We start from the raw sequence: 26518 nt of genomic DNA on the forward strand, positions 1-26518 counted from the left end.
AGGGTAAGCGCAGCACCGGCCGGGCCTTCATCCTTCGAGACGCGCGTGCCGCGCTCCTCAGGATGAGGATCGACACGAAACGCCACTGACAAACGGCCCAATCACGACTAGCTAATCTCCAGAATGGCCTTTTCTCCCTCCTCCTTCGCTTCCGAGCGCGCGCCTGGCGCGGGCGTCACTGCGGTGCTCGGGCCGACCAATACCGGCAAGACGCATCTCGCCATCGAGCGGATGCTCGCGCATTCCTCCGGCATGATCGGGCTGCCGCTGCGGCTGCTCGCGCGCGAGGTCTATAACAAGATCGCCGATCGCGCCGGCATCGAGAGCGTCGCGCTCGTCACCGGCGAAGAGAAGATCAAGCCAAAAAATCCGCGCTACTGGGTCTCGACCGTCGAGGCCATGCCGCGCGATCTCGATGTGTCGTTCCTTGCGGTGGACGAAGTGCAGATCGCCGCCGATCTCGAACGCGGCCATGTCTTCACCGATCGCATCCTCAATCGTCGCGGCCGCGACGAGACGCTGCTGCTGGGCGCTGCCACCATGCGCCCGATCATCGAGCGTCTCCTGCCGGGCGCCTCCATGATCACGCGTCCCAGGCTTTCCAGCCTTGAATTTGCCGGCGACCGCAAGATCACGCGGCAGCCGCGGCGCACCGCGATCGTCGCGTTCTCCGCCGATGAGGTCTACGCGATTGCGGAGCTGATCCGCCGCCAGCATGGCGGTGCCGCAGTGGTGCTCGGCTCGCTTTCGCCACGCACGCGCAATGCGCAGGTGGCGATGTTCCAGAACGGCGACGTCGATTATCTCGTCGCCACCGATGCGATCGGCATGGGCCTCAATCTCGACGTCGACCACGTCGCCTTTGCCTCCGACCGCAAGTTCGATGGCTATCAGTTCCGCCGCCTGACGCCGGCCGAGTTCGCGCAGATCGCGGGCCGCGCGGGACGAGCCACGCGCAACGGCACGTTCGGAACAACGGGCCGCTGCGCGCCGTTCGAGCCTGAGCTCGTCAACGCGCTCCAGAATCATACCTTCGATGCGGTGAAGGTCTTGCAGTGGCGCAACTCGAAGCTCGATTTCTCCTCGCTCGGCGCGCTGCAGGTCTCGCTGAACTTGGCCCCCGGCCACGAGGCGCTGACGCGCGCGCCGATTGCCGAGGACATGCGCGTGCTCGATCACGCCGCCCGCGACGGCGAGGTCCGCGACAAGGCGCACGGCAAGGCGGCGGTGGAACGGCTGTGGGAGGCCTGCCAGGTCCCCGACTACCGAAAACTGTCGCCGGCGGCCCATGCCGAGCTCGTCACCACGCTCTACGGCTTCCTGATCGACAAGGGCTGCATCCCCGATTCCTGGTTCGCCGCCCAGGTCGACCAGTCCGACCGCATCGACGGCGACATCGACACGCTGTCGGGCCGGATCGCGCAGATCCGCACCTGGACCTTCGTCGCCAACCGCCCGGACTGGCTGAAAGACCCCGAACGCTGGCAAGGGGTCACGCGGGAGGTCGAAAATAAATTGTCAGATGCGCTCCATGAACGGCTTACAGAGCGTTTCGTTGATCGTCGTACCAGTGTATTGATGCGCCGCCTGCGGGAGAACACGAGCTTGAATACTGAAATCGGCAAGACCGGCGAAGTCATCGTCGAAGGCCACGTCATCGGCCGCCTCGATGGGTTCACCTTTGCACCGGATGCTGCGGAAGCAGGATCCGATGCGAAAGCCTTGCAGGCTGCGGCGCAGGCGGTACTCGCCGGCGAGATCAATGCGCGCGCTGAGAAGCTGTCCGCCGCACCCGACGAACAGTTCGTGCTGACCTCCGAAGGCACCATCCGCTGGACCGGCGATGCCGTGGCGCGTCTCGTTGCCGCAGAGGAAGCGCTGCATCCGCGCTTGCGCATCATCTCCGACGAGCGCCTCACCGGGTCGCCGCGTGAAAAGGTGCAGGCGCGGCTCGAGCTCTGGCTCAAGACGCATATCGAAAAGCTGCTCGGGCCGTTGTTCGAGCTGTCGAAGGCCGAGGACGTCACCGGCATCGCCCGCGGCATCGCCTATCAGCTCGTCGAGGCGCTCGGCGTCCTGGAGCGGCCGAAGATCGCCAACGAGCTGAAGGATCTCGACCAGCCCTCGCGCGCGACCTTGCGCAAATACGGCGTGCGGTTCGGCGCCTATCACCTCTATTTCCCGCAGCTTTTGAAGCCCGCCGGGCGCGCGCTGGCCGCGCTGCTCTGGGCGCTCAAGCACGACAATGTCGATCTGTCGGCGCTGTCGGGCGCGCAGCACCTGGCGAGCTCGGGCCGCACCTCGTTCCCAACAGACAAGGCGTTGCCGCGCGATGCCTATCGCGTGCTCGGCTACAAGCAGTGCGGCGAGCGCGCCGTGCGCGTCGACATCCTCGAGCGCCTTGCCGATCTGATCCGCCCGGCGCTCGCCTGGCGCGAGACCTCGCCCGGCGAGAAGCCGGCCGGCGCGTTCGACGGCCGCAGCTTTGTGGTGACGCAGGCGATGACCTCGCTCACCGGCTCGGCCGGCGAAGATTTCGCCTCGGTGCTGCGCGCGCTCGGCTATCGCATGGAGAAGCGCCCGCCGCTGCCACCGAAGCCGGTGGTCGCCGAGACGGTCGCAGCCGAGACGCCGCCCGTTGAAGGTGTGGCGGAGACGTCGAATGAGACGGTGGCGGAAGCCGTTGCCGAACTGCCGGCGGATGACGCGGCGCCTGCCGTCGAGGCGCCTATTGAGGCTTCGGCCGAGCCGGTTACCGTCGAGGACGCCCCGGGCATGGAGCAGCATGAGGAAGAGCCTCATGCCGAGCCCGCGCTCGAGGCGACGCCCGATGCGCCGGTGACGCCCGAGGATGCGCCCGGCATCGCGCCGCCGGCGGATGAAGCTGCAACCATCGAGGCGGCCACCGAGGCCGCGCCGGCTGATGCTGCCGCCGCCGTGGAAGCTGCCGCATCGACCGATGCCGCCGCGCCTGCGGAAGCTGCGGCAGACGCCGCCCCCGCCGAGCCGCAGCTCGTCGAGGTCTGGCGTCCCGGCGGCCGCCACGAGGACCGCAAGCCGCGCCACGAGCGGCACCGCCCCCGCCATCACCACCAGCCGCGCCCGCAGGAAGGCGCGCAGGCCGCGAGTGCTGCGCCCGGCGAGGCTGCCGAAGGCGCAAAGCCCGGTCATCGTCACGGCGGCGGTCGCAAGGACTTCCGCAAGGGCCGCGAAGAGGGCCAGGGTGGCGGACAAGGCGGCGAGCGCCGCGAGCAGCGTGACGACAAGGGTCGCCGCTTCGAGGGCCAGGATCGTAACAAGGACCGCGACAAGGATCGTGATCGCAACAAGGGCAAGTTCGGTGATCGCGAGGGCGGCCGTGGCCGCGACCGCGACAAGGGCCGCGATCGGCGCGACCGCGAATCCGGTCCGTCGCATCGCCCCTATGCTTCGAGCGCTTCCCCGCGCGAACGCGACCGGCCCATCGATCCGAACTCGCCGTTCGCAAAGCTCGCCGCGCTGAAAGAGCAGCTCGCCGGCCGCAAGGAGTAGCGTAGCGTTTTCAAGCGAAGTGCGGAGCGGTTCGCGTGAAGAAAACGCGTCAAAAGGAATAACTCCCACGACCGAGCGCCAGCGTCTCGACAAATGGCTGTGGCACGCTCGCGTGGTGAAGGCGCGCACGTCTGCGGCCGAACTCGTCGAAAGCGGCCATGTCCGCGTCAACGGCGTGCGCGAGACCTCGCCTGGGCATGCGATCAAGATCGGCGACGTCCTGACCATCGCACTCGATCGCACCGTGCGGGTCATGAAGGTGGTCGCCTTCAACGAGCGGCGCGGCGACGCAAACTCGGCGCGCCTGCTGTATGAGGAGTTGAACGAGCGCAAAGCGTAATTAATTGCGCTTGGTGTTCACTTCTTGGCCGAAGACTTGCGAAAACCAGTCACGATCGGCCGTTCCCGACCTTGCGGCGTGGGTATTTACGCGCTACGCAAGCCGCGAATTTGAGAGAGCTTTTCGGAGCGTTGTGGATGACTTACGTCGTCACTGAAAACTGCATCAAGTGCAAGTACACCGACTGCGTCGAGGTCTGCCCGGTAGATTGCTTCTACGAGGGCGAGAACATGCTGGTCATCCACCCCGATGAATGCATCGATTGCGGCGTGTGCGAGCCGGAATGCCCGGCCGACGCCATCAAGCCGGACACGGAACCGGGGCTCGAAAAATGGCTGGAAGTGAACGCCGAATACGCCAAGAGCTGGCCGAACATCACCCAGAAGAAAGATTCGCCGGAAGACGCGAAGGAATTCGACGGCAAAGAAGGCAAGTTTGAGAAATATTTTTCTCAAAACCCCGGTTCTGGAGACTAACTCGGGTCAAACTTAACCCTAATACCTTAGTCAGCGCCGCAAACAGGCCAGAAGACCCCTAAATCATTGATTTTTGCGGGAAATGTGCTATATTGGGCACATTAAGCCGAACCCCGTCAGCCCCGTTGGCCCCTCTGGGTTCCCGTGAAACCTCATGTCGAACAGGGGCGTGGCAGTTTTCCGCGCGCAGGCTGTGTCACATAAAACGCGTAAAAAGAGTACTTCTGCCAAGGCGTCACATAAGGATGCCAAAAAAGTCGCCGCGGCCAGCCGTAGCGCATCCAAGGGTCGTGCCGCGACTAAGCACACGGCTGCAAAGTCCTCGAAGAAAAGAAGCGCAATGCCTAACAAGACTGCCAAACCGGCCGCGAAAGCGACCGCTGCCAAGCCTGCAGCTCCCAAGGCTGCGGTCAAGCTTGCCGTGAAAGCGCATGTTGCCGCCGCGCCGAAAGTCCCCGTCGCTGCCGCCAAGCCCGCCGTGAAGCCGGCCGCCGCCGCGCCGAAGGTCGAGGAAAAGAAGGTCGTGACCCAGCGCCAGGGCTTCAAGGCCAATGAATTCGTCGTTTATCCCGCTCACGGCGTTGGCCAGATCCTGGCCATCGAGGAGCAGGAGATCGCCGGGGCCAAGCTCGAGCTGTTCGTCATCAACTTCATCAAGGACAAGATGACGCTGCGCGTTCCGACCGCCAAGGTCGCCAATGTCGGCATGCGCAAGCTGTCCGAGCCCGCGCTGGTCAAGAAGGCGCTGGAGACCCTCAAGGGCCGCGCCCGCGTCAAGCGCACCATGTGGTCGCGCCGCGCCCAGGAATACGAAGCGAAGATCAATTCGGGCGACATCGTCGCGATCGCGGAAGTCGTGCGCGACCTCTACCGCTCCGAATCGCAGCCCGAGCAGTCCTACTCGGAACGCCAGCTCTATGAAGCAGCGCTCGATCGTCTCTCCCGCGAGATTGCGGTGGTGCAGCACTCGACCGAGACCGAAGCGGTCAAGGAGATCGAGGCGCAGCTCGCCAAGAGCCCGCGCCGCACCAACGCCAAGGCGGAAGCCGCCGAGGGCGAGGCCGATGCGGATACCGAGGGCGATATCGACGATACCGATGGCGACGATACGGCAGTCGCCGACGAGGCCGCGTAGGCAGCAGCTTCGGCTCGCGGCAAGCAGATCCAAAGCCCGGCCGAACGGCCGGGCTTGTTCGTTTTGGTGCAAGGGCAATCGCCCTCGAAGGCCTGAGTGAAGCAAGGGAGCGGGCGGCCCGATCGTCGTGGGTGCGCAACGGACATCTAGCGAACGGGTCCGTCAGCCCTTATGCTATTGAATTCGGTCGTGAACGGCTTCGCGTCATGACCGCACGGTAGGATGGTCCAGGCCCGTCTGATAGGCGGGCCGTTGGCTTTATAGGAGCCTGGTTATGAGCCGCTCGAACCGTACCGAACATATCCGCCTCACCTCCCATCCGGAGCCCGGCGGAAAGGCGGCTTTCCCGATCCAGTGGGGCGCCGCGGACGCGCGCGCGCGGGGGCCGATCATTGGCACGGTGTCGCGAGCCCCGGACCGCAACGTCATCGGCAGCCATGGCGGTTCCTATGCCGTCTATCGTGCGCTCGCGGTCTCCGCCGGCGCGCTCGATCCAATCCGGCGTCCCGATCTCACCAACACGTTTCCGGCCGCGACCATCGGGCCATTCCCGCAATGGAGCGATCCCTCGAAGATCGTCGCGCTCGATCCCTGGGGGCATCTCGTCGCCGAAAATTTCCGCAAGGAAATCGCGGAAGGTGCCGACATCCGGCCGAGCATCGCGGTGACGCGCGCGCGGCTGGATCTGCCCGAAATCCGCGGTGCGCTGGTCGCCAAACGGCTGAAGCCGGACGGCGAGGTCGTGCACGCCAATGGCAGCGTGTCGGTGGTGAAGATCGCGATCGATCCGGTCTGGTATCTGCCGGGCCTTGCGGTGCGTTTCGGCACCACGGAGACCGAGCTGCGGCGTACCCTGTTCGAGCAGACCGCGGGCATGTTCCCTGAGCTCGTGACGCGGCCCGACATGAAGGTGTTCCTGCCGCCGATCGGCGGCACCACGGTCTACCTGTTCGGCGACGTGACGAAACTGCCCGATCATCGCACCAGGATCACCTGCCGCGTGCATGACGAATGCAACGGCTCCGACGTGTTCGGCTCCGACATCTGCACCTGCCGCCCCTACCTCATTCACGGCATCGAGGAATGCGCGCGCGGCGCGCAGGAGGGCGGGCTTGGGCTCGTCGTCTACAACCGCAAGGAAGGGCGCGCGCTCGGCGAGGTCACGAAATTCCTGGTCTACAATGCGCGCAAGCGCCAGGAGGACGGCGACGCAGCCGCCGCCTATTTCGAGCGGACCGAATGCGTGGCCGGCGTGCAGGATGCACGCTTCCAGCAACTGATGCCGGACACGATCCACTGGCTCGGCTTGAAACGCATCGATCGCTTCCTGTCGATGAGCGACATGAAATATGACGCGCTCACGGGCCAGGGCATCGATATCGTCGAGCGCGTGCCGATCCCGCTGGAGCTCATTCCGGCCGACGCGCATGTCGAGATCGCTGCCAAGAAGGCGGCCGGCTACTACGCCGAAGAGATTCCGACGGCGAAGGATCTGACCGACACGGTCGGACGCTCGCTGGAGAAATATTGAGTCACGTGATGGCGGCGGCCACAGAACGAGAGGCCCGATCGCTGCTCTCCGCGGAAGCAGTCCGCGCGCGCGCCGCGCGGATGCTCGACATCGGCCTCGACGACGGACTGACGCATTTCACGGTTCATCTCGATCGCATGGACGCTGTCGTGGATGCCGTGCTCGCGGTCACGCGACGGTCCTATCCTGCGCTGGATATTCCCTTTCACGCGCGGTGGCGGCACTTCGTCCTCGGTGGCGCCGACCGTTGGTCACGCCTCGCGGACAGCTTGTCCTGGCCGGATCGTGCCGCGCGGGCGCGCGCCGAATTCGATCTCGCCATCGTCAGCGTGTTGCTGGATGCTGGCGCCGGAGCTGACTGGTGTTACCGCGATGCCATGACGGGGCAGCACATCGGGCGCTCCGAGGGGCTTGCGCTGGCAAGCCTCGACATGTTCGAAAGGGGCGCGTTTTCCGCTGACCCGCGCTCTCCCTTCCGCGTCGATGCGGATGTGATCGCGCAACTCCCGCTCGCGCGGCTCGAGTCTGGCTTTCAGGTCACGGACAGCAATCCGCTGCTGGGGCTTGAGGGACGCACGGATTTGTTGCGGCGCTTGGGGCGGCTGGTGGCGTCTCGTCCGCAGATATTCGGTATGCATGATCGGCCACGTCCAGGCGGGTTGTTCGATCATCTCGCTGCCAAGGCGATCGACGGTGCGATCCCCGCGGCGCTCATTCTGTCCGAAGTGCTGAGCCAGCTCGGACCGATCTGGCCGTCGCGACTCGAGCTCGCCGGCATTCCGCTCGGCGATTGCTGGCGCCACCCCGCGATCAAGACCGATGACGCGACCACAGGTCTCGTGCCCCTGCACAAGCTGTCGCAATGGCTGAGCTATTCGCTGATCGAGCCCTTGCAGCGCGCCGGCTTTGACGTGACCGATATCGACGGCCTCACCGGGCTCGCCGAATACCGCAACGGCGGCTTGTTCGTGGATCACGAGGTGCTTCGTCTGCGCGACGTCGCTGATGCCGAGCGTGCGCACGCGGTGGATTCGCTGCTCGTCGTGGAGTGGCGCGCGCTGACGGTCGCGCTGCTCGACCGGCTCGCAGGTGACGTCCGCGCAAAACTCGGTCGCACGCCGGCGTCATTGCCTCTCGCCAGCATTCTGGAAGGCGGCACCTGGGCCGCGGGCCGCGCCATTGCCTTCGCGCGTCGTCCCGACGGCGCGCCGCCGCTCAAGGTGATCAGCGACGGTACGGTTTTCTAGCGCATGGTTCGAAGCTGCCGCATTGCACATCGATAATTTCAGGAGCATCGCGTCATGGAAGGCGTCACGATCGTCGATCATCCCCTGGTCCAGCACAAGCTGACGCTGGTGCGGGACAAGTCCATCTCGACGAAATCCTTCCGTGAGCTCGTCAAGGAGATCGGGATGCTGCTGTGCTACGAGGTCACGCGCGATCTTCCGCTTGCCGAGGTCGTCGTCGACACGCCGCTTGCGCGCATGCAGTCGGCCAAGATCGCCGGTAAGAAGTTGGTGTTCGTTCCGGTGCTGCGCGCAGGCACGACGTTCGTCGACGGCATGATGGACCTGGTCCCGACCGCGCGTGTCGCGCATATCGGGCTCTATCGCGAACCGCACAGCTTCGCGGCCGTCGAATATTTCTTCAAGTCGCCCTCCGACCTCGGCGAACGGCTCGCGATTGTGGTGACGCCGGTGGTCGCAACCGCCAACACGGCGGTGGCCGCAGTCGACCGGCTGAAGGAGCGCGGCGCAAAAGATATCCGGCTGGCTTGCCTGATCGCCGCGCCGGAAGGCCTCGAGCGGATTCGCGGCCTGCATCCGGACGTCCCGATCTGGACTGCGGCCATCGATGAAGGGCTCGACGAGCATGGCTACATCCTGCCCGGCCTCGGCGACGCGGGCGACCGCGCGTATGGTACGAGGTAGGGAAACGGCCAAGGCAGACAATTTCATTTGAATTCCGGCTCCGATCCGCCAATTGCAAGATGCTGGTGAGATACGGGACTTCGAAGCCGCCTTGGGTCAGATAATCGCTTCGCCAGCGAGGTGATCAAATGAAGCAGCCGCAGCTCCTGACGCGCCTTGCCTTGCCGAAGTCCGGCCGGTCGCGAGATGCGCGTGTGCAGCACGTCAATTGGATGAGCGCACTCGTGGCCCTCGGCTGGATGGCCTACATGCTGCATTCGCCTTGCCATGGACAGGAGCCGGGGCGACAAAGTGTCGATACCGGCTCAGGACAACGCGCGTTCAACAATGCATGTCGGACCTGCCATACGACCAAGGACGGCGACAATCGCTTGGGCCCGCATCTGTACAGGATCGTCGGGAGGAAGGCCGGCTCGCTGCAGGGTTATAACTACTCTAGCGCGATGAAGGGGGCGGATCTCGTGTGGGACGAAGAAAAGCTCGAGCGCTTCATCGCCAATCCGGATGAGTTGATACCGGGCAACAGCATGAAGCCATTTGGTGGACTTGCATCTGCCGACGACAGGGCAAAAATAGTTTCCTTCCTGCGATCGGACGCGTCGAGCCAATAGCTTCCCGTTTCACTCGCACGTTCGCCTTCTCACCACCGGCTTCGCCTCTCCCATATTTCCTCACCAATACCACAGGATACCCTCGGTTCGCTTTCGGCCACCGAGACGATCCGGGGCGCAGGTGTCAGGCCGGCGACCTCCATTGCCAACTTGGTTCGGATTGCCTCCTTGAACTTCTCTCGCTCTCTGATCACCAGCATGAACGAGCCTGGGCCTCCAATCACGCAATCCTCGTAATATAAATCGAGGTTATCGATATCCATCATCGAAACCGTCGTTCGTTTCATCATGATCGGCAGGCCGTTAATCGTGATGCCCTTCTCGATCGCCGCATTGCGCGCCTTGGTCACCGGGGGGCCCTCGTTGTTCGCGCCATCACCCGAAATATCGATCACGCGTCGCAGCCCGTGGTACCGATTCTGGTCGAACAGCGGTATTGCAAAATGGATCGCGCCGGAAATCGAGGTGCGCGAACCTCGGCGAACCGGCGTTTGCATGATCTCCGCAGCCAGTGCATCTGCGGATTCCGGGCCGTCGACGAGCCTCCAGGGCACGATGATCTTCTGATCATCCGATGCAGACCATTCGAAATAGGTCACCGCCAATCTCTTGCTCGGCCCGACCTTGAGCGCCTGGAGAAATTCCTCGGAGGTGACGGCCTGCGCATAACCTTCGCGCTGGACGACAAGCTCCTCCTCATCCATCGAGTAGGAGACGTCAACGGCAATGACGAGTTCGGCATCGACGGGTGGCAGAGCGTCCCTGTCGACCAATTGATGCCCGAGATTCCCGACGGCCGTGCTGGCGAAGTTGCCTCCAGCGATAACGCCTGCGATCAGCACCCTCAGGAGCCAGACATACGTGCGCATGGCGATCCTCGTTGGGGTTGTACTTGCACGCGCTTCCTGCACCGCGCGCGCGAGTCCAGTTGATTGCGGATACGTGGACAACCAGTCACTGTGTGGCGAAATGGCGCACCGGACTGCGTTGCCGCCGCTTCGGATAAAGAATGTCCGAGGCGGCTCCTGAAATCATGCTTGCGTCAAAATGGCATCGGCAAAGCTGAAAGTGGTAGCGGGATGATGGGGTCTCACAGGCCCCGCCTAGTCCCGCGCAGAGAACCCTATTGTGGTCAGTTTCGGCGCCTTCCGCTGCGCGATCATGCTCCGACGCGGAGTCAGGACGGCGATCTGATGGGGTGAAGCAGGCATACCAGCAGACTCCAGCGTCGGAGCGGGAGACTGCTCCTCAACCCCGGATGCCCCCATCACCGCAACCTGATGCGACGTGATCGGAAAGCCCATGAGTTCAAAGCTTGGAAGTTCTGCTGCCCCCGCTGAGAAGCCGACTACCATCGCCGGCGCAATTGCAACCATCAAGAACAACTTCTTCATGGCAATCTCCTTCCATCGGCTATGCGCGAAGAGTGAACCAGCTCACATCCCGCCACGATAAATTGAAATATGCTATTTTCCTGCACTCCGTAACTTGCCACTCTAGCGAACGAACGGCAGATCTTCTTGGTCAATTGCGAACGGCAGCTCCGAACCTGGGTACGTGAATTGTCAACACGCTCGGATTGTGGTTCGGCTGAATAAGTTGCCGACTGTGTGCTGATCGGAAGGAGTGACCCGCGTGGCTCTGCGAATCGAGTCAATCAGCAGATGCCTCGACGCTCTTCCGGAGAGGAGTACCATCCGGTGCGTGCGACGACAGGGTATTTGCTCAGCATCTCACGCTCCGCTTTTGCTTCGCGAGGTTCTGAGACGCGTCTGAGGTCGAAGCCCATGAGTGAAACAGGAAAGCACCAGACGTCGGAATGCTTGCCTGAACTCGCAACATTTCGACTTTCGACTGACAAGTTTCCCCAGCGAAAGCGCCTCTCCATGTGGCGCGAGGAATTCGGCGACAAGATTCTTCGGGTCGATATCGAGCCGTTGTCGGATATTCCATTCCACGCCCGGTCGACGTTGCGTATCCTGCCGGGGCTGAATGCGTTCTCTTCCACGTCTTCGCCGCTTCGATTTCGTCGCACAAGCGATGCGGCGGACGCCGATGGATCCATCGCCATCATCATAAACATGACGAAGCGCTCTGTCGTAACTCAGCGGGGTCGGGAGGCGACGCTCCGGGCTGGAGATGCCATCGCAGTGCACCACAGAAGCACCGGGAGCGTGAGCTTCGCAGGAGGAAGCTATTTCGCGCTGGTGATCCCGCGTGCCGAGCTTGCATCGCGCCTTAGCCATATCGATGAGCCGACGATGCAGCCCATCCCGCGCGAGCACACCACCCTCAGGCTCATCAGAAGCTATATGCGTCCACTATGGGACGAGCTTCGCCTGGCGACGTCCGATCTACGTTCTCTGGTCGCGACGCATGTTCACGATCTCGCGGCAATGATGCTGAGTCGGGACTGTCTGTCGGGTGAGAGCAACGCCAGCGCAGTGGTGGCGATCCGATTGGCCGCCGCCTTGGATTACATCGCTGCCCATTTTGACGACCCGGAACTCAATCTGGAAGCGGTGGCGCATAGCCAAGGCGTTTCTCCTCGCTATCTGCAGCGGCTGCTCGAAACCGCGGGGTCATCCTTTACCGCCCAGGTGAACGAGTTGCGCCTGCAACGAGCGTTCGCGCTTTTGACGGAGCCGGCCGCGAGCCCAAGACTGATTTCCGACATTGCATTGGAGGTCGGCTTTTCCGATATCTCCTATTTCAATCGATCGTTTCACTCGCGCTTTGGCGAGTCGCCGAGTGGCATACGGGCTCAGTCAAGAAGGTCCGATTGAGGCCGCTGGACCGGAACTCCGTGGCCGGAGTTCGCCGGCCGAATGATAGCGGTGGCGGTGGTCCGCGCGCTGAACCGTATCCGCCAACCCCGTCGCGATCGCTGCGATCTACGGCTCTCCCGCGCGGGCCTGCGTCCAGATCGCGACCGGCTGCTCGAGGCCGCGGACCGTCTGCGGGGCCTGGGCCATCAGCGGACGAAACGCCTCCTCGGCATCGCCGAGCTCGACCCTGGCGCGCCTGACGAGATCGTCGCTGGCCACCAGCGCGCAGCCGAGCGTGCGCGTCAAGGATTCGAGCCGGCTTGCCGCGTTCACGGTCGAGCCGATCACCGCAAATTCGAGACAGGTGACCCCGATGTCGCCGAGCACCACGGGTCCATAATGCAGGCCAAAGCTGACGCGGATCGGAGACTCGCCGGCCGCCTTGCGCTGCCCGTTCCAGCGATCCGCGGCCGCCATCATCGCCTGCGCGCAGCGTAGTGCGTTGCTGGCATCAAGCTTGCCGACGAAGGGTGTGCCGAAGGTCGCCATCAGCCCGTCGCCGAGATATTTGTCCAGCGTGCCGCTGTGGCGGAACACCTCCTGCTCCATCAGCGCGTGGAATTCGCGCAAGGTGCGCACGACGTCCTCCGGCGTGCGCGCGTCGGCAAAGGCCGTGAAGCCGACGATGTCGACGAACAGCACCGCGACGTTTTGGGTGCGCACCTGCTTCAGCGGCTCGTCGTGCCGCGACAGCTCGTCGACCACGTTTGGCGAGAAATAGCGCGCGAGATTGCCGCGTTCGCGCTCCACCGCGGCATGACGGATCAGGAGATCATTGCTGCGACGCACCGCCAGAGCGAGCGTCGCCGCGACGATCATGAACACGACGATCTCCTGGATGCGCGTGCCGAGCGCGATCGAACTTGGCGAGATCAACTGAAACAGCCTGTGATCGCTGCCGATCGCCGCGGCGATGCGGGCGGTTAGTTCAGGGTCGCGATCGGGTTGCGACCACACCCAGGCAACGCCGATGATCCAAAGAGCCGCGGTCCACGTTCCGACGGCTATGACGGTGCGCCAGGAGTAGGCCAGCGTCGCACCCGACAGCAGCACGAAGAAATAGATGAAGTTGCCCAAATGGAATTGCATCGCCACGGGCAAGCGCGCGGATCCGAACGGATTCGGCACGATGAGGATCAAGGTCAGCAGTGCGAGGTCGCAGAACAACAGCGCCAGCTCCGGCCTCGACACGCCAACCCGGCCAACCCTGACCTGGGCCCAGCCAATCAGGGCGAACAGGCCAAGCAGCGCCACATAATAGAGCTGGTCCCAAACCGGATTGATGTAGATGAGCAGGCAAGCGATCACCGCGAGCGCGACATAGCGCGCCCGCACCGCCAGCCGCAGGCCCTCCTGCTTGGCCGCTGCGAGCGCGGCCTGGGCAAACTCGACGGTTTCGGTCTCGCGCCGATCGCGCGCACGCGGCAATACGGCAGACAGGTCAAGGCGCTCGACAAGCGTGGTCACGGGGTGGTCTCCTCGCGTGGCCTCTGCGGCCGTTGGGCAGCCGCGTAGGATGGTTAGCGTAGCGTAACGCACCTCGTCCGCTTCCGCGAAGACAAACGGTGGTGGGTTGCGCGGACCCGTTGGCTAACCGACCCTACAATCACGGCGAGGGATTCCCGCTCACTTCACCGGCCGCTTCTCGAGCTTTCTTGCCAGCGTGCGGCGGTGCATGCCGAGCCGCCGCGCGGCTTCCGAGATGTTGAAATCGGTCTCGATCAGGGTCTGGTGGATGCGCTCCCACTCCAGCGTCTTGATCGAGGTTGGCCGGCTGTCCAGTGCCACCTCGGCATTGCCTTCGGCCTTCTGGAACGCGGCTTCGATGTCGTCGGTGTTGGAGGGCTTTGCGAGATAGTGGCAGGCTCCGAGCTTGATCGCCTCCACTGCGGTGGCGATGCTGGCAAAGCCCGTGAGCACCACGATCAGCGTGTCGGGATCATGGCTGTGCAGCAGCTCGACGCAGGCAAGCCCCGAGGCGCCGCCGAGCTTGAGGTCGACGACGGCGCGGCCGAACGACTTGTCCTCGAGCTCCTTCCGGACCTCTTCGATCGAGGCCGCAATCACCACGGAATAGCCGCGACGCTCGAACGAGCGCTTCAGCGTGCGCGCGAAGCCAGCATCGTCCTCGACAATGATCAGCGACTGCTCAGGCACCAAAACCGTCTCCGATGGCGAGCGTGGAGAGCGGCAGCACGAGTCGCACGGTGGCGCCGCGCTTTCTGTGGTTCTCCGCGGTCACCATGCCCCCAAGCTTGCGCACGACATTGACCACCAGGAACAGGCCGAGCCCGCCGCCGGCGCGGCCCTTGCTCGACTGGTAGGGCTTTCCGAGCTGCGCCAGCATCTCCGGCGCGAAGCCCTGGCCGCGGTCGCTGATCGACAGCACGAGCTTGTCGTCCTCGCGCTCGGCCAAGAGCTCGACCCACTCGCGCGAGACCTCGTAGGCGTTGTCGAGCACGTTGAAGATCACCTGCTTCAGCGCGATGTCGGAGACGATCGCGACGTCGTCGCCAAACGTGTTGGTGAAGTAGAGCGTGCGCGCCGAGCGCGCGTTGCGCCATTCCTCGACCAGCGCCGTCAGGAAGGCTGCCACGGTCGTCGGCGCCGATCCCTCGCCGCGGGCTTCGCCGGCGGAGACCAGGATGCCCGTCACGATCGATTTGCAGCGTTGCAGCGAGGTCTCCATCTCGGCGAGATCCTCGGCGAGCTCGTGGTCGCCCGCCAGATCCGGCATGCGGCGCCAATCGTTGAGGATCACCGAGAGCGAGGCGAGCGGGGTGCCGAGCTCATGCGCGGCGCCCGAGGCGAGCAGGCCCATGCGGACGATGTGGTCCTGCTCGGCGGCATGCTGGCGCAGCGCCGCCAGATGGGCATCGCGATCGCGCAGGTTCCTGTTGATGCGGGTCACGAACACCACCAGCAGCACCGCGTTGAGCACGAATCCAAAGAGCATCCCGACGACTGTCAGGCTGTAGGTGTCGCTGAGGGGGTTGTGCGGCAGGTCCAGCGGCCGGTAGGCGAGCGTCAGCCAGACGAAGGCGGCGCAGGTCAGTGCCACCAGCGACCAGGTCGAGCGCGCATCGAGCAGCACCGCGCCCAGCGTCACCTGCAACAGGAACAGCGAGGTGAAGGGATTGGTGGCGCCGCCGCTGAGGTAAAGCTGCGCCGTCAGCGCGGCGACGTCCAGCATCAGCGCGACCAGCAGCTCGTTGTTGGTGATCGCGGCGCGATGGCGCACCCAGACCAGGCTCGAAATGTTGAGCAGCACCAGCGCCGAGATCACAGCGCCCATCCGCGTGAGCGGCAGCTCGATGCCAAGCCCGAAATGCGCCGTCCCGATCGTGACGATCTGGCCGACGACCGCGGTCCAGCGCAGCTGGATCAGCAGCGCCATGTTCTTGCGGTTGGTCTCGTCGTCGGTCGGCGCGGGCAGCGACGTCGCGGTCAATTCGGTGCGGCCCTCCACCTGTACGGGAAGCGCGGCCGCGTCATATCCGAGAGAGAGCTTTTCCTTCTCAGGTCGGCTCGACGATCGTTCCAGCATCTGATCCCGTCCCGCGGGCGGCGGCCTCGCCGGCCCTTTCGTGGACAAAGCGCCCGCGGCGGAACAGCCCGCCGCCGAATGTGACGAAGAGTTTACCGGCCAGCATAATGGCCAGAGCAAACCATGTCAGCGCGTAAATCAGGTGGTTATTGGGAAAGCGGATCACGGTCAATCCGCCGATCGGAAAGACGCCGGCATTAGGGGCCGCGTCGGCATCGATGAAGAAGGGCGCGACCTCGCCAAGGCCACGCGTGGCGGCGATCGCCGCGACGTCGCGCGAATACCAGCGGTCATGCGCGGGATCGTTGTCGCGCAGGAAGCCGCCCTTCGGCTCGCTCATGCGCAGGAGGCCGGTGAGCTCGATCGTGCCGGATACGTTACCATCCGGCCGCGTCGCAGGATCACGCTTCTCCACCGGCACGAAGCCGCGATTGATCAAGACGAGTGTGCCGTCGTCGCGCTGAAACGGCGTCAGCACCCAGAAGCCGGCGCCTTCCTCCGTCACGGCTTTGACCAGCGTCTCCCGGTCGTTCAGCAGGCGGCCGGTGACGCTGACGTGGCGGTATTCGTCGGTCGCGGCGGTGACCGCGGGCCAGGTCGCAGGCGGCGGCAACATGGTCGGCGCGGCCTGAACGCGCGTCTCTACGCGGTCGATCAGCGCCAGCTTCCAGGCGCGCCGTTCGATCTGCCAGACGCCGAGGCCGATCAGGATGGCGATGGCGAGGAGGGAGAGCGTCGTGAGCCACAAAGGCGGGCGCGCAGCCCTGGTACGACTGCGCGCTTTCCGTCCGTCGTGTCTCATGGCTGCGATCACTTCATCCCGCTCATCTGGTGGATCGGCATCATGTTGCTGTTGAGGTGGTTCATCACCCACAGCGAGCCGGACAGCGCGATCACGACCATGACGATGGTGAAGATCATCGCCATCATGCTCCAGCCGCCCTCGGCCCTGGCGTTCATGTGCAGGAAGTAGATCATGTGCACGACGATCTGCACGATTGCGAACGCCATGATCACGAGCGCGGTGATCTGCTTGCTCGGCAGCGTACCGCTCATCACCAGCCAGAACGGGATCGCGGTCAGCACGACCGAGAGCACGAAGCCGAGCATATAGGTCGAGAATGAGCCATGGGCATGGCTGTCGCCGTGGTGATGGTCGTCCGCATGGGCGGCGTGGGTATCGGTGCTCATCGCAGAACTCCCAGGAGATAGACGAAGGTAAAGACGCCGATCCAGACCACATCGAGGAAGTGCCAGAACATCGACAGGCACATCAGCCGGCGGCGGTTGGCCTCGATCAGGCCGAAGCGCCAGACCTGCACCATCAGCGTTACCAGCCAGATCAGGCCGCAGCTGACGTGCAGGCCGTGGGTGCCGACCAGGGTGAAGAAGGCGGACAGGAAGGCGCTGCGCTGCGGGGTGGCGCCTTCGTGGATCATGTGGGCGAACTCGGTGAGCTCGATGCCGATGAAGGCGAGACCGAACAGGCCGGTAATCGCCAGCCACATCTGCGTCTGAGCGATCTTGTTCTGCTGCATCGTCAGCATCGCAAAACCGTAAGTGATCGACGACAGCAGCAGCATCGATGTGTTCACGGCGACCAGCGATAGGTCGAACAGGTCCTTGGGCGCGGGACCGGCGGCGTAGTTGCCGCCGAGCACGCCGAAGGTGGCGAACAGGATCGCAAAGATGAGGCAGTCGCTCATCAGATAGATCCAGAAGCCGAGCGAGGTGCTGTAGCCTTCCGGATGCGGATGCTCGTCGGCGAGGTAGAAGATCGGCTCGCCGGATTGGGTCGGTTTGATAGCGACAGTCATCTACTTGGCTCCGGCGAGCAGTTTGGTACGCGCATCCTCGCTCCGGACGACGTCGTCGGCCGGAATGTCGAAGTCGCGGTGATAGTTGAAGGTGTGGCCGATGCCGACGGCGAGCATCGCGATGAAGCTCACGGCGGCCAGCCACCAGATGTACCAGATCAGGCCGAATCCCATCGCGGTGGCGAAGCCGGCGAGGATGATGCCGGTGCCGGTGCTGCTGGGCATGTGGATTGGCTTGAACCCGGTGAGCGGACGCTGGTAGCCGCGCTTCTTCATGTCCCACCACGCGTCATTGTCGTGAACGACGGGCGTGAAAGCGAAGTTGTAGTCCGGCGGGGGCGAGGAGGTGGCCCATTCCAGCGTGCGCGCGTCCCAGGGATCGCCGGTGACGTCCTTGAGCTGCTCGCGCTTGAGGAAGCTGACCGCGAACTGCATCAGCATGCTGAGGATGCCGAGGAAGACGAGGACGGCGCCGATCGCAGCAATGACGAACCAGATCTGAAGCGAAGGATCGTCGAACACGCGCAGGCGGCGGGTCACGCCCATCAGGCCGAGGACGTAGAGCGGCATGAAGGCGAGGTAGAAGCCGGTGACCCAGAACCAGAACGACAGCTTGCCCCAGAACGGATCGAGCTTGAAGCCGAACGCCTTCGGGAACCAGTAGTTGATGCCGGCGAACGCGCCGAACACCACGCCACCGATGATCACGTTGTGGAAGTGCGCGATCAGGAACAGGCTGTTGTGCAGGACGAAGTCGGCCGGCGGCACTGCGAGCAGCACGCCGGTCATGCCGCCGAGCACAAAGGTCAGCATGAAGGCGATCGTCCAAAGCATCGGCAGCTCGTAGCGAATTCGGCCGCGATACATCGTGAACAGCCAGTTGAACATCTTCGCGCCCGTCGGGATCGAGATGATCATCGTGGTGATGCCGAAGAAGGAGTTGACGCTGGCGCCCGATCCCATCGTGAAGAAGTGGTGCAGCCAGACCAGGTACGACAGGATGGTGATGACGACTGTGGCGTAGACCATCGAGGTGTAGCCGAACAGCCGCTTGCCGGAGAAGGTCGAGGTCACCTCGGAGAAGATGCCGAACGCTGGCAAAACCAGGATGTAGACCTCGGGATGGCCCCAGATCCAGATCAGGTTCACATACATCATCGGGCTGCCGCCGAAATCGTTCGTGAAGAAGTTGGTGCCGACGTAGCGGTCGAGCGAGAGCAGCGCGAGCACGACGGTCAGGACCGGGAAGGAGGCGACGATCAGGATGTTGGTGCAGAGCGAGGTCCAGGTGAACACCGGCATCTTCATCATGGTCATGCCGGGGCAGCGCAGCTTGACGATGGTGCAGATCAGGTTGATGCCGGATAAGGTCGTTCCGACGCCTGCGACCTGCAGCGCCCAGATGTAATAGTCTACGCCGACGTCGGGACTGTAGCCGATGTTCGACAGCGGCGGATAAGCCAGCCAGCCGGTGCGGGCGAATTCGCCGATGAACAGCGACGCCATCACCAGCACCGCACCGCCGACCGTCATCCAGAAGCTGAAATTGTTCAGGAACGGGAACGACACGTCGCGGGCGCCGATCTGGAGCGGCACGACGTAGTTCATCAGGCCCGTGACCAGCGGCATCGCCACGAAGAAGATCATGATCACGCCGTGGGCGGTGAAGACCTGGTCGTAGTGATGGGCGTTGAGGTAGCCTTCGGAGCCGCCAAACGCGAGCGCCTGCTGCCCACGCATCATGAGGGCGTCGGCGAAACCACGCAACAGCATCACGATGCCGAGGATCATGTACATGATGCCGATGCGCTTGTGGTCCACGGTGGTGAACCATTCGCGCCAGAGGTAGCCCCAGAGACGGAAATAGGTGAGGCCGCCGAGCAGCGTGATGCCGCCGAGCGCGACCACCGCGAAGGTGCCAACGACGATCGGCTCGTGCAGTGGCAGCGACTCGATGCCGAGCCGGCCAAAGATGAGCTTGATGAGATCAGGAGACATGCGTGCTCTCTTTAGGAGTCTGACTTCGGACGTTGTCCGAGGAAGAAGGATGAGGACTTGAGCGGCGTGAAGCTCGGCCGCTTCAAGCCGGCGCCAAGCAGCGGCGTGGCGTCGCGGGGCTCCTTGATCGCCGCGGTCGTCTGGCCCTGCGGAGCGTCAGGCGTGCAGGTGCCGGCAACGAAGGTCGGCTCCGGCCCAAGCGGCGTGCCGCGGCGGGCATACTTGTCGTAGGCGAGCGGCAGGATGTTGTTCAGGCCCTCATGACCGAGGCCGCCCTTGGCGTCGATCGCCATCATCTCGCTCTGGCACATCTTGCCGGTCTCGACGCACATGTTGAGGATCAGGCGGTAGAGATCGGCATCGATGGTGCCGTAGCGCCGCACCGGCTCGTTCTGGCTCGGCTTCTCGAGCTGGAGATATTCGGCGCGGCCGAGCGTGCCGCCGGCGGCTTTCGCGCGTCCGATCCACTCGCCAAAGCCCTTGTCGTCCAGGCCGTGGAAGGCGAAGTGCATGCCGGAGAAGCCGGCGCCGCTGTAGTTCGCCGAAAAGCCCTTGTAAGTGCCGGCGTGGTTCACGACGGCGTGGAGCTTGGTCTCCATGCCCGGCATCGCATAGATCTGGCCGGCGAGCGCGGGGATATAGAACGAGTTCATCACCGTCGAGGCGGTGATGTGGAAGTCGATCGGGCGATCGACGGGAGCAGCCAACTCGTTGACGGTGGCGATGCCGTAGTCGCGATAGATGAAGAGCCATTTCCAGTCGAGCGCGACGACATCGATCTCGAGTGGCACCGTCGCCTCATCGACCCGACGATCGGCGGCGATGCGGTCCAGTGAACGGTAGGGATCGAGCAGATGCGTGCCCATCCAGGTCAGCGCACCCAGGCAAACGATGATCAGCAGCGGCGCCGACCAGATCACCAGCTCGAGCTTGGTCGAATGGTCCCATTCGGGCTCGTAGCGCGCGGCCTTGTTGGACTCGCGATAGCGCCAGGCGAACAGCACCGTCAGCGCCATCACGGGCACGACGATGAGGAGCATCAGGACGGTGGAGATGATGACGAGGTCGCGCTGTTGCGCTGCGATATCACCGGCCGGCGCAAGCACGATGAAGTTGCAGCCACTTAGGACGACTGCCAAAGGTAGTAGCGCCAGGATCCGTAGACGGGACACAGGTAGGCCTTTTGGTTGAAAATTTCGTAGTGCAGCCAAGGCGTAGCTGCGGCGCACCAATTGGGACATTGGACAATTTGTCCAATGTTGCAGTGCGGAATGGTGGGCCAGAGAGGGGGGAGAATGCCCGGCGACCGCCGGGTGGTCGGCTTTGGTTCTCAGGACGTTAAGAGCACACGATGGCGATGGCACAGACCCCCGCAATGGCAGGCGTAAACCCGGGCGAGCATGGTCACGACCAGGCCAATCCCGGCGAGATCGCCATCGGCGTCATCATCGGGCGCACCTCGGAGTTCTTCGACTTCTTCGTCTATGCGATCGCCTCGGTGATCGTGTTTCCGCGCCTGGTCTTTCCGTTCGCCACCGAACTGACCGGCACACTTTATTCATTCGCGATCTTCGCGCTCGCCTTCATGGCGCGGCCGCTCGGCACCGTCATCTTCATGACGGTCGACCGCGAATACGGCAGGACAGCAAAACTGGTCGCCGCGCTGTTCCTCCTGGGCACCGCGACGGTGGCGATCGCGTTCCTGCCCGGCTACAGCGACATCGGCGCGGCCGCGATCTGGCTCCTGGCGCTGGCGCGAGCAGCCCAAGGTCTCGCCTGGGGCGGCGCGTGGGACGGGCTTGCCTCTCTGCTCGCGCTCAACGCGCCGCCGAACAAGCGCGGCTGGTACGCGATGGTGCCGCAGCTCGGCGCGCCGCTCGGGCTGATCGTGGCGAGCGCGCTGTTTGCGTATTTCGCCGGCAATCTCTCGGCCGACGATTTCTTCGACTGGGGCTGGCGCTATCCGTTCTTCGTCGCCTTCGCCATCAACGTCGTGGCGCTGTTTGCGCGCCTGCGCATGGTCGCGACGGAGGAATATGCCTCGCTGTTCGAGACCCGTGACTTGCAGCCCTCGCGCATCTCCGACACCGTCGCGCGCGAAGGCCACAACATCATGCTCGGGGCCTTCGCGCCGCTGGCGAGCTTCGCGCTGTTCCACATGGTCACGGTGTTTCCGCTGTCCTGGGTATTTCTGTTCACCCATGAGAGCCCGGTAAGGTTCCTGATGATCGAGATCGTCGGCGCCGCCTTCGGCGTCGCGGCGATCGTGGCCTCCGGCATTATCGCCGACCGCGTCGGCCGCAAGTCGCTGCTGATGGGCTCGGCGATCGCAATCGCGGTCTATAGCGGCTTTGCCCCGCAGCTGCTCGATGCCGGCGCGTTCGGTGAGACCATCTACATGGTGCTCGGTTTCATTCTGCTCGGTCTGTCCTTCGGCCAGTCTTCCGGTGCGATCGCCTCCAACTTCAAGCAGATGTACCGTTACACGGCCTCGGCGCTCACCTCCGACATGGCCTGGCTGTTCGGCGCCGGCTTTGCCCCGCTCGCCGCGCTCCTGCTTGCCACCAATCTCGGCGTCATTGCCTCGGGTGCCTATCTGCTCTCCGGCGCATTGTGGACGCTGATGGCGCTCTGGCTGAGCGGCCAGCGCGAACGCGGCGATATGGATGCGGGTAGTTAGTTAGGTCCGTCGGCGGCCGCACCAACTCGGGTGCGGTAGGGTGGGCAAAGGCGCTCTTGCGCCGTGCCCACCATCCATCCGCGATTGCACCAGAAGTGGTGGGCACGCTTGCGCTTTGCCCACCCTAGAGACCTTAATCCACCACGATCTTCACGCGGTCGCGCACTTTCACCTGCGCGTGGGCGTCGAGGCCGTTGAGCACGCGGAAGCGCTCGGTCGGATGATCGACGCCGGCCATACGATGGGCGAGCGATTCCACGGTGTCGCCGGGCTGCACGGTGATCACCTTGATGCGCAGGGGACGGGCGGCCTGGATCTCCTCGAGCGTCAGGCGGCGGAATGAGTTCACTGTCTCGCGCGCATTGCGCTCGCTCTCGGTGGTCTTCTGCCGGCTCGCGAAGATGAAGCGGTAGACGTCGCTGCCGAAGCGCAGCGCGTAGACCTTGAATTGCCACTGGTCGCCCTTGGCGGTCACCGCGGCTGCCGGAAAGCCGTTGATGGTGATGTCCTCAGTCGAGGATTTGTCGACGCCTTCCATCCAGCCGGAATTGAGATAGTCGCCGAGCGTCTGCTCGGCCGGCACCCGTACGACGTCGAAGCGCATCGCCTGCGAGCCGCCCTCGCGCACGCCGATCACCGCCTGCGCGGTGTTGTCGAGCGTGAAATTGTCGGGCGCCTGGAAGGTGAAGCCGAGCTTGGGGTGCAGGAAGCGGCGGCCGCGGACAAAGCCTTCGCTCGGGTCCTCGCCATAGACGATGTTGTCGATCGCGCCGAGATAGGTCTCGCGGTCGCGCTCGGCGTCCTCCGGCGCTGCATATTGCCGCGCGATCGTCTGTGCGTTCTGCACGCGCTCGGGGGTAGCCGGATGCGAGGAGGTGAAATCCTGCGCGCGCGGATCGAGCGCGTTCTTGCCAGCCTTCAGCTCGGCATTACGCTCCATCGCCGAAAGGAAGCGCGCCGCGCCATAGGGATCGAAATGCGCCCGCGCGGAGATGCCGACGCCGATGCCGTCGGCCTCGAACTCCTGGTTGCGCGAAAAGCTCGCCATGGTGAGCTTGGTCTTGGCAAGCGCGAGCGCGGTGAGCTCGGGATCGTTGCTCATGTCGGTGACGACGCGGGTGACGATCGCGGCCTGGCGCGCCTGGTCCTCGCGCATCGCGGCGTGCTTGGACAGCACATGCGCCATCTCGTGGCTGAGCACGGACGACAATTCGGAGGTGTCGCTGGCGAGCGCGAGCAGGCCGCGCGTGACATAGAGTTGACCGTTCGGCAGCGCGAAGGCATTCACTGCGCCGGAATTCAGGATCGTGACCTTGTAGCCCTGGTCGGGTCGATCGGAGGCCGCGACCAGCCGCTCGACCGTCTTGGTGACGAGCTGCTCGAGCCGGGGATCGTCATAGGCGCCCCCATAGCTGGCAAGGATGCGCTCGTGCTCCTTCTCCGTGGCCGGCGTCTGCGCGACCGCAGGTTTTGGCTTGGGCACGGTGACGACAGGCGGGGCCGCGGTCTGGAAGCGGCCCATGTCGCCGCACCCCGAGAGCAGCGCACCCAGGCCAACAGATAGGCCAACCCAAAGCCCAGCCGGCGCAACCCGAAGGCGGCGGCTCACCTCTGTTCCGCGTCCCAAAACCCCATCCACGTCGCTTAACCCGTGCCTGGCCTTAAGGCCTTACCCCGGCTAGTTCGTGCCCAATAATTCGATCTGCCCCACCCGGAGCGCGTCAATCCGCGGCCCCACACTCCCCTCGACCCAGCCCCGGACTCGAATCTTCCGATTTTCCAGGGACTTGAGAACGATCCCGGCGTTCTCGAAGGCCGGAACCATGCGCCTTGAAATAGTCACAGCAAAGCCGCGTGTCCAGTTCCGGCCGAAGTTGAGGTAAGTCGTTGCCCCAGCTTGCCGGACGGAGAGCACTTTACCCTCGACCACTACGAAGCGCCCGATCCCGGCCAAAATATCGTCCGGACTTTCCGCGTTTTTTATGGCCGACGGGTCAGCCCAGCTGCCCTTTTTTCCGCGTCGCGCCTCTGCTTCCGCCGCCATCAGGGCGGCCGCGCAATCCTTGTCTGCGATCTCAGCCGAGACCATTGCATCACCTTGGGACAACAATAGGGCCTGCACGGAGGTATCGTTCTCGCCGAGGAAAACCAGCGCAGGCTGGCGGCCGTAGCGGTCCGGCGTGTCATCGGTGCCGCGCAGGCGAACGTCGCGGCCGACGAGCATCGCCGCTAGCGCCTGCTTCGTTGTTGCAGTGGGCTCGATGCCGAGGAGGCGCGCTTCGCGCCCGTCGTCGAGACGCAAGCTACGCGCATCGACGATGTCGGCGACGCGGCCTTCACCCTGGGACTCGAACTGGCAGGCAGCTGCAAAGGCTGTGCCGTGCGACATGATGAGAAGTGATGCGGCAGCAAAAAAGAAGAGGAGTGATTGGTTCACGCGACCCGGCAAGGTTGTTCTGCGCTCCACTCTTAACTCAAACGTGGTTGCCATCGAAGAGGCTTGGGGCCGGATTAGCGACGGGGCTGCCACATCCTCAGTCATTGCGAGCGCAGCGAAGCAATCCAGAGTCTTGCCGCGGCGGGATTCTGGATTGCTTCGCTGCGCTCGCAACGACCATGTGGAGGCATCTGCGGCCCAAGCGCCATTCCGCTTTGCGGAAAACAAACGTTTTTCCTCGCGACGCGGCCGCGCTTGCTGCACCCTTACGCATGCTGCATGATCGCGCGAATACTAACAACCAAGCCACCATCAGAGTACGGCGCGACAAGGGAGGTTTTCGATGAAGAGGATTTTGTCGGGCATTTTTGTCGCGGCGTTGGTCGCCAGCACAGTTCAAGCCCAGGACAAAGCCCAAGACAAGCCGCCTCTCAAGCTCGGCGGCATTCTCGACATGTCGAGCCTCTACGCCGACATCACCGGCTCCGGCAGCGAAATGGCGGCCAGGATGGCGGCGGAGGATTTCGGCGGCGAGGTGTTGGGCCGCAAGATCGAGATCCTCGCGGCCGATCATCTCAACAAGGCGGACCTTGCCGCCAACATCGCCCGCGACATGATCGACAACCAGGGCGTCGAGATGATCTACGACGTCGCGGCCTCAGCCACCGCGCTTGCCGCCGGCGAGATCGCGAAGGCGCGCAACAAGATCGTCATCTTCAACGGGCCCGGCTCGATCCGGCTGACCAACGAGGCCTGCGGTCCCTATACCGTGCATTACGTCTTCGACACCTTTGCGCAGGCCAACACGACCGGCCTTGCGGCCGTGAAGTCCGGTCTCGACACCTGGTTCTTCCTCACCGCCGATTACGCGTTCGGCCAGGACCTGGAGAAGGACACCAGCAATGTCGTGGTGAAGGCCGGCGGCAAGGTGCTGGGCAATGTCCGTCACCCCCTCAACACGTCCGACTTCTCGTCCTTCCTGCTTCAGGCGCAGGCCTCCAAGGCCAAGGTGATCGGACTTGCCAACGCCGGCGGCGATACCGTCAACGCCATCAAGCAGTCGTCGGAGTTCGGCATCATGAAGGGCGGCCAGAAGATCTCACCGCTGCTCGCCTTCGTTACCGACATCGATTCGATCGGGCTGGAAACCGCGCAGGGCCTGCTGCTGGCGGAAGCCTTCTACTGGGACATGAACGACGAGACGCGCGCTTTCTCAAAGCGCTTCATGGAGCGCGTGAAGCGGCCGCCGACCTCGGCGCAAGCCGGCGTGTATTCCTCGGTCACGCATTATCTGAAAGCCGTGAAGGCGGCCGGCACCACCGATGCTGCCGCGGTCATGAAGGTGATGAAGGGGACGCCGATCAACGACTTCTTCGCGCATGATGGCAAGATCCGTGACGACGGCCGCATGGTGCACGACATGTACCTGTTCGAGGTCAAGAAGCCGTCGGAGTCCAAAGGACGCTGGGACGACTACAAGCTGCTCGCCACCGTGCCCGGCAACGAGGCGTTCCAGTCGCTCGAGCAGTCACGCTGTCCGCTGGTGAAGAAATAGCACTCATTGCGAGGAGCGAGTCCAACAACAGATCGTCATCCCGGGCTCGCGCCAAGTGGCGCGCCCCGGAACGACGATGTGAGAGAGTGGTGCCATAGAAG

The 26518-nt window shown here is 63.9% G+C and carries 23 protein-coding genes; 11 read left to right on the top strand and 12 right to left on the bottom strand.

From position 1 onward, the window contains the following. Positions 1-123 precede the first annotated feature (123 nt). The 8 genes from SO180_RS22985 (at position 124) to SO180_RS23020 (ending at position 9555) form a co-directional block, all read left to right on the top strand. On the top strand, positions 124-3531 hold the full coding sequence (locus SO180_RS22985) for a helicase-related protein (RefSeq protein ID WP_449381112.1): 3408 nt from the start codon (positions 124-126) through the stop codon (positions 3529-3531). A gap of 58 nt (positions 3532-3589) precedes the next feature. Beyond that, the gene (locus SO180_RS22990; protein WP_449381180.1) at positions 3590-3871 is read left to right on the top strand and encodes an RNA-binding S4 domain-containing protein; all 282 of its coding nucleotides are present in this window, start codon (positions 3590-3592) and stop codon (positions 3869-3871) included. Positions 3872-4008: 137 nt separating this feature from the next. Then, positions 4009-4347, top strand: coding sequence for a ferredoxin FdxA (gene fdxA, locus SO180_RS22995; protein ID WP_027526516.1), 339 nt, complete (start codon positions 4009-4011; stop codon positions 4345-4347). Positions 4348-4687: 340 nt separating this feature from the next. Continuing rightward, a complete protein-coding gene (locus SO180_RS23000) occupies positions 4688-5482 on the top strand; it encodes a CarD family transcriptional regulator (protein ID WP_449381113.1) in 795 nt (264 codons plus the stop codon). Between the two features lie 274 nt (positions 5483-5756). Further along, positions 5757-7013 (top strand): GTP cyclohydrolase II, encoded by a 1257-nt coding sequence (locus SO180_RS23005; protein WP_449381114.1) that lies wholly within the window; start codon positions 5757-5759, stop codon positions 7011-7013. 8 nt (positions 7014-7021) lie between these two features. After that, positions 7022-8260 (top strand): URC4/urg3 family protein, encoded by a 1239-nt coding sequence (locus SO180_RS23010; RefSeq protein ID WP_449381115.1) that lies wholly within the window; start codon positions 7022-7024, stop codon positions 8258-8260. Between the two features lie 54 nt (positions 8261-8314). Next, entirely contained in the window at positions 8315-8944 is a 630-nt protein-coding gene (gene upp, locus SO180_RS23015) for a uracil phosphoribosyltransferase (protein WP_449381116.1), read from the top strand. Between the two features lie 128 nt (positions 8945-9072). After that, positions 9073-9555, top strand: coding sequence for a c-type cytochrome (locus SO180_RS23020; protein ID WP_449381117.1), 483 nt, complete (start codon positions 9073-9075; stop codon positions 9553-9555). A 29-nt stretch (positions 9556-9584) separates the two neighbouring features. Here the strand turns inward: SO180_RS23020 and SO180_RS23025 are convergent, their stop codons facing one another. Beyond that, a complete protein-coding gene (locus SO180_RS23025) occupies positions 9585-10424 on the bottom strand; it encodes a DUF1194 domain-containing protein (protein WP_449381181.1) in 840 nt (279 codons plus the stop codon). A 234-nt stretch (positions 10425-10658) separates the two neighbouring features. Further along, positions 10659-10949, bottom strand: coding sequence for a hypothetical protein (locus SO180_RS23030; RefSeq protein WP_449381118.1), 291 nt, complete (start codon positions 10947-10949; stop codon positions 10659-10661). Between the two features lie 492 nt (positions 10950-11441). Here SO180_RS23030 and SO180_RS23035 point away from each other — a divergent pair, with 492 nt between their 5' ends. Continuing rightward, positions 11442-12341, top strand: coding sequence for a helix-turn-helix transcriptional regulator (locus SO180_RS23035; protein ID WP_449381119.1), 900 nt, complete (start codon positions 11442-11444; stop codon positions 12339-12341). Between the two features lie 108 nt (positions 12342-12449). Here SO180_RS23035 and SO180_RS23040 read toward each other — a convergent pair whose 3' ends face one another. From SO180_RS23040 to cyoA, 8 genes are all read right to left on the bottom strand, one after another. Continuing rightward, positions 12450-13850: an adenylate/guanylate cyclase domain-containing protein gene (locus SO180_RS23040; protein ID WP_449381120.1), complete on the bottom strand. Its 1401-nt coding sequence runs from the start codon at positions 13848-13850 to the stop codon at positions 12450-12452. Between the two features lie 159 nt (positions 13851-14009). After that, entirely contained in the window at positions 14010-14543 is a 534-nt protein-coding gene (locus tag SO180_RS23045; protein ID WP_449381121.1) for a response regulator transcription factor, read from the bottom strand. Further along, positions 14533-15930, bottom strand: coding sequence for an ATP-binding protein (locus SO180_RS23050; RefSeq protein ID WP_449381122.1), 1398 nt, complete (start codon positions 15928-15930; stop codon positions 14533-14535). The genes SO180_RS23045 and SO180_RS23050 overlap by 11 nt, the downstream gene beginning before the upstream one ends. Then, positions 15902-16732: an SURF1 family protein gene (locus SO180_RS23055; RefSeq protein WP_449381123.1), complete on the bottom strand. Its 831-nt coding sequence runs from the start codon at positions 16730-16732 to the stop codon at positions 15902-15904. Before SO180_RS23055 ends, SO180_RS23050 begins: the two co-directional genes overlap by 29 nt. An 8-nt stretch (positions 16733-16740) precedes the next feature. Further along, entirely contained in the window at positions 16741-17121 is a 381-nt protein-coding gene (gene cyoD, locus SO180_RS23060) for a cytochrome o ubiquinol oxidase subunit IV (RefSeq protein WP_449381124.1), read from the bottom strand. Further along, a complete protein-coding gene (gene cyoC, locus SO180_RS23065; RefSeq protein WP_449381125.1) occupies positions 17118-17747 on the bottom strand; it encodes a cytochrome o ubiquinol oxidase subunit III in 630 nt (209 codons plus the stop codon). Before cyoC ends, cyoD begins: the two co-directional genes overlap by 4 nt. Continuing rightward, on the bottom strand, positions 17748-19745 hold the full coding sequence (gene cyoB / locus SO180_RS23070) for a cytochrome o ubiquinol oxidase subunit I (RefSeq protein ID WP_449381126.1): 1998 nt from the start codon (positions 19743-19745) through the stop codon (positions 17748-17750). A gap of 11 nt (positions 19746-19756) precedes the next feature. After that, positions 19757-20917, bottom strand: a complete 1161-nt coding sequence (cyoA, locus tag SO180_RS23075) for a ubiquinol oxidase subunit II (RefSeq protein WP_449381127.1) — start codon at positions 20915-20917, stop codon at positions 19757-19759. A gap of 179 nt (positions 20918-21096) precedes the next feature. Here cyoA and SO180_RS23080 point away from each other — a divergent pair, with 179 nt between their 5' ends. After that, on the top strand, positions 21097-22425 hold the full coding sequence (locus tag SO180_RS23080; protein WP_449381128.1) for an MFS transporter: 1329 nt from the start codon (positions 21097-21099) through the stop codon (positions 22423-22425). A 133-nt stretch (positions 22426-22558) separates the two neighbouring features. Here the strand turns inward: SO180_RS23080 and SO180_RS23085 are convergent, their stop codons facing one another. Both SO180_RS23085 and SO180_RS23090 read right to left on the bottom strand, forming a co-directional pair. Next, positions 22559-24034: a M48 family metalloprotease gene (locus SO180_RS23085; protein WP_449381129.1), complete on the bottom strand. Its 1476-nt coding sequence runs from the start codon at positions 24032-24034 to the stop codon at positions 22559-22561. A gap of 69 nt (positions 24035-24103) precedes the next feature. Continuing rightward, complete coding sequence (locus SO180_RS23090; protein WP_449381130.1) at positions 24104-24916, bottom strand: thermonuclease family protein; 813 nt, start codon at positions 24914-24916, stop codon at positions 24104-24106. A 289-nt stretch (positions 24917-25205) separates the two neighbouring features. On the opposite strand from SO180_RS23090, the gene SO180_RS23095 reads away from it, so the two are divergent. After that, entirely contained in the window at positions 25206-26417 is a 1212-nt protein-coding gene (locus SO180_RS23095) for an ABC transporter substrate-binding protein (RefSeq protein WP_449381131.1), read from the top strand. Positions 26418-26518: the final 101 nt, after the last annotated feature.

The sequence above is a fragment of the Bradyrhizobium sp. UFLA05-112 genome (assembly GCF_053572325.1).

Coding starts and splice junctions, on each gene's coding strand:
- SO180_RS22985 (WP_449381112.1), top strand. CDS start 124: ATGGCCTTTTCTCCCTCCTCCTTCGCTTCCGAGCGCGCGCCTGGCGCG.
- fdxA (WP_027526516.1), top strand. CDS start 4,009: ATGACTTACGTCGTCACTGAAAACTGCATCAAGTGCAAGTACACCGAC.
- SO180_RS23000 (WP_449381113.1), top strand. CDS start 4,688: ATGCCTAACAAGACTGCCAAACCGGCCGCGAAAGCGACCGCTGCCAAG.
- SO180_RS23005 (WP_449381114.1), top strand. CDS start 5,757: ATGAGCCGCTCGAACCGTACCGAACATATCCGCCTCACCTCCCATCCG.
- SO180_RS23010 (WP_449381115.1), top strand. CDS start 7,022: ATGGCGGCGGCCACAGAACGAGAGGCCCGATCGCTGCTCTCCGCGGAA.
- upp (WP_449381116.1), top strand. CDS start 8,315: ATGGAAGGCGTCACGATCGTCGATCATCCCCTGGTCCAGCACAAGCTG.
- SO180_RS23020 (WP_449381117.1), top strand. CDS start 9,073: ATGAAGCAGCCGCAGCTCCTGACGCGCCTTGCCTTGCCGAAGTCCGGC.
- SO180_RS23025 (WP_449381181.1), bottom strand. CDS start 10,424: ATGCGCACGTATGTCTGGCTCCTGAGGGTGCTGATCGCAGGCGTTATC.
- SO180_RS23030 (WP_449381118.1), bottom strand. CDS start 10,949: ATGAAGAAGTTGTTCTTGATGGTTGCAATTGCGCCGGCGATGGTAGTC.
- SO180_RS23035 (WP_449381119.1), top strand. CDS start 11,442: ATGTGGCGCGAGGAATTCGGCGACAAGATTCTTCGGGTCGATATCGAG.
- SO180_RS23050 (WP_449381122.1), bottom strand. CDS start 15,930: ATGCTGGAACGATCGTCGAGCCGACCTGAGAAGGAAAAGCTCTCTCTC.
- SO180_RS23055 (WP_449381123.1), bottom strand. CDS start 16,732: ATGAGACACGACGGACGGAAAGCGCGCAGTCGTACCAGGGCTGCGCGC.
- cyoD (WP_449381124.1), bottom strand. CDS start 17,121: ATGAGCACCGATACCCACGCCGCCCATGCGGACGACCATCACCACGGC.
- cyoC (WP_449381125.1), bottom strand. CDS start 17,747: ATGACTGTCGCTATCAAACCGACCCAATCCGGCGAGCCGATCTTCTAC.
- cyoB (WP_449381126.1), bottom strand. CDS start 19,745: ATGTCTCCTGATCTCATCAAGCTCATCTTTGGCCGGCTCGGCATCGAG.
- SO180_RS23080 (WP_449381128.1), top strand. CDS start 21,097: ATGGCGATGGCACAGACCCCCGCAATGGCAGGCGTAAACCCGGGCGAG.
- SO180_RS23090 (WP_449381130.1), bottom strand. CDS start 24,916: ATGGCAACCACGTTTGAGTTAAGAGTGGAGCGCAGAACAACCTTGCCG.
- SO180_RS23095 (WP_449381131.1), top strand. CDS start 25,206: ATGAAGAGGATTTTGTCGGGCATTTTTGTCGCGGCGTTGGTCGCCAGC.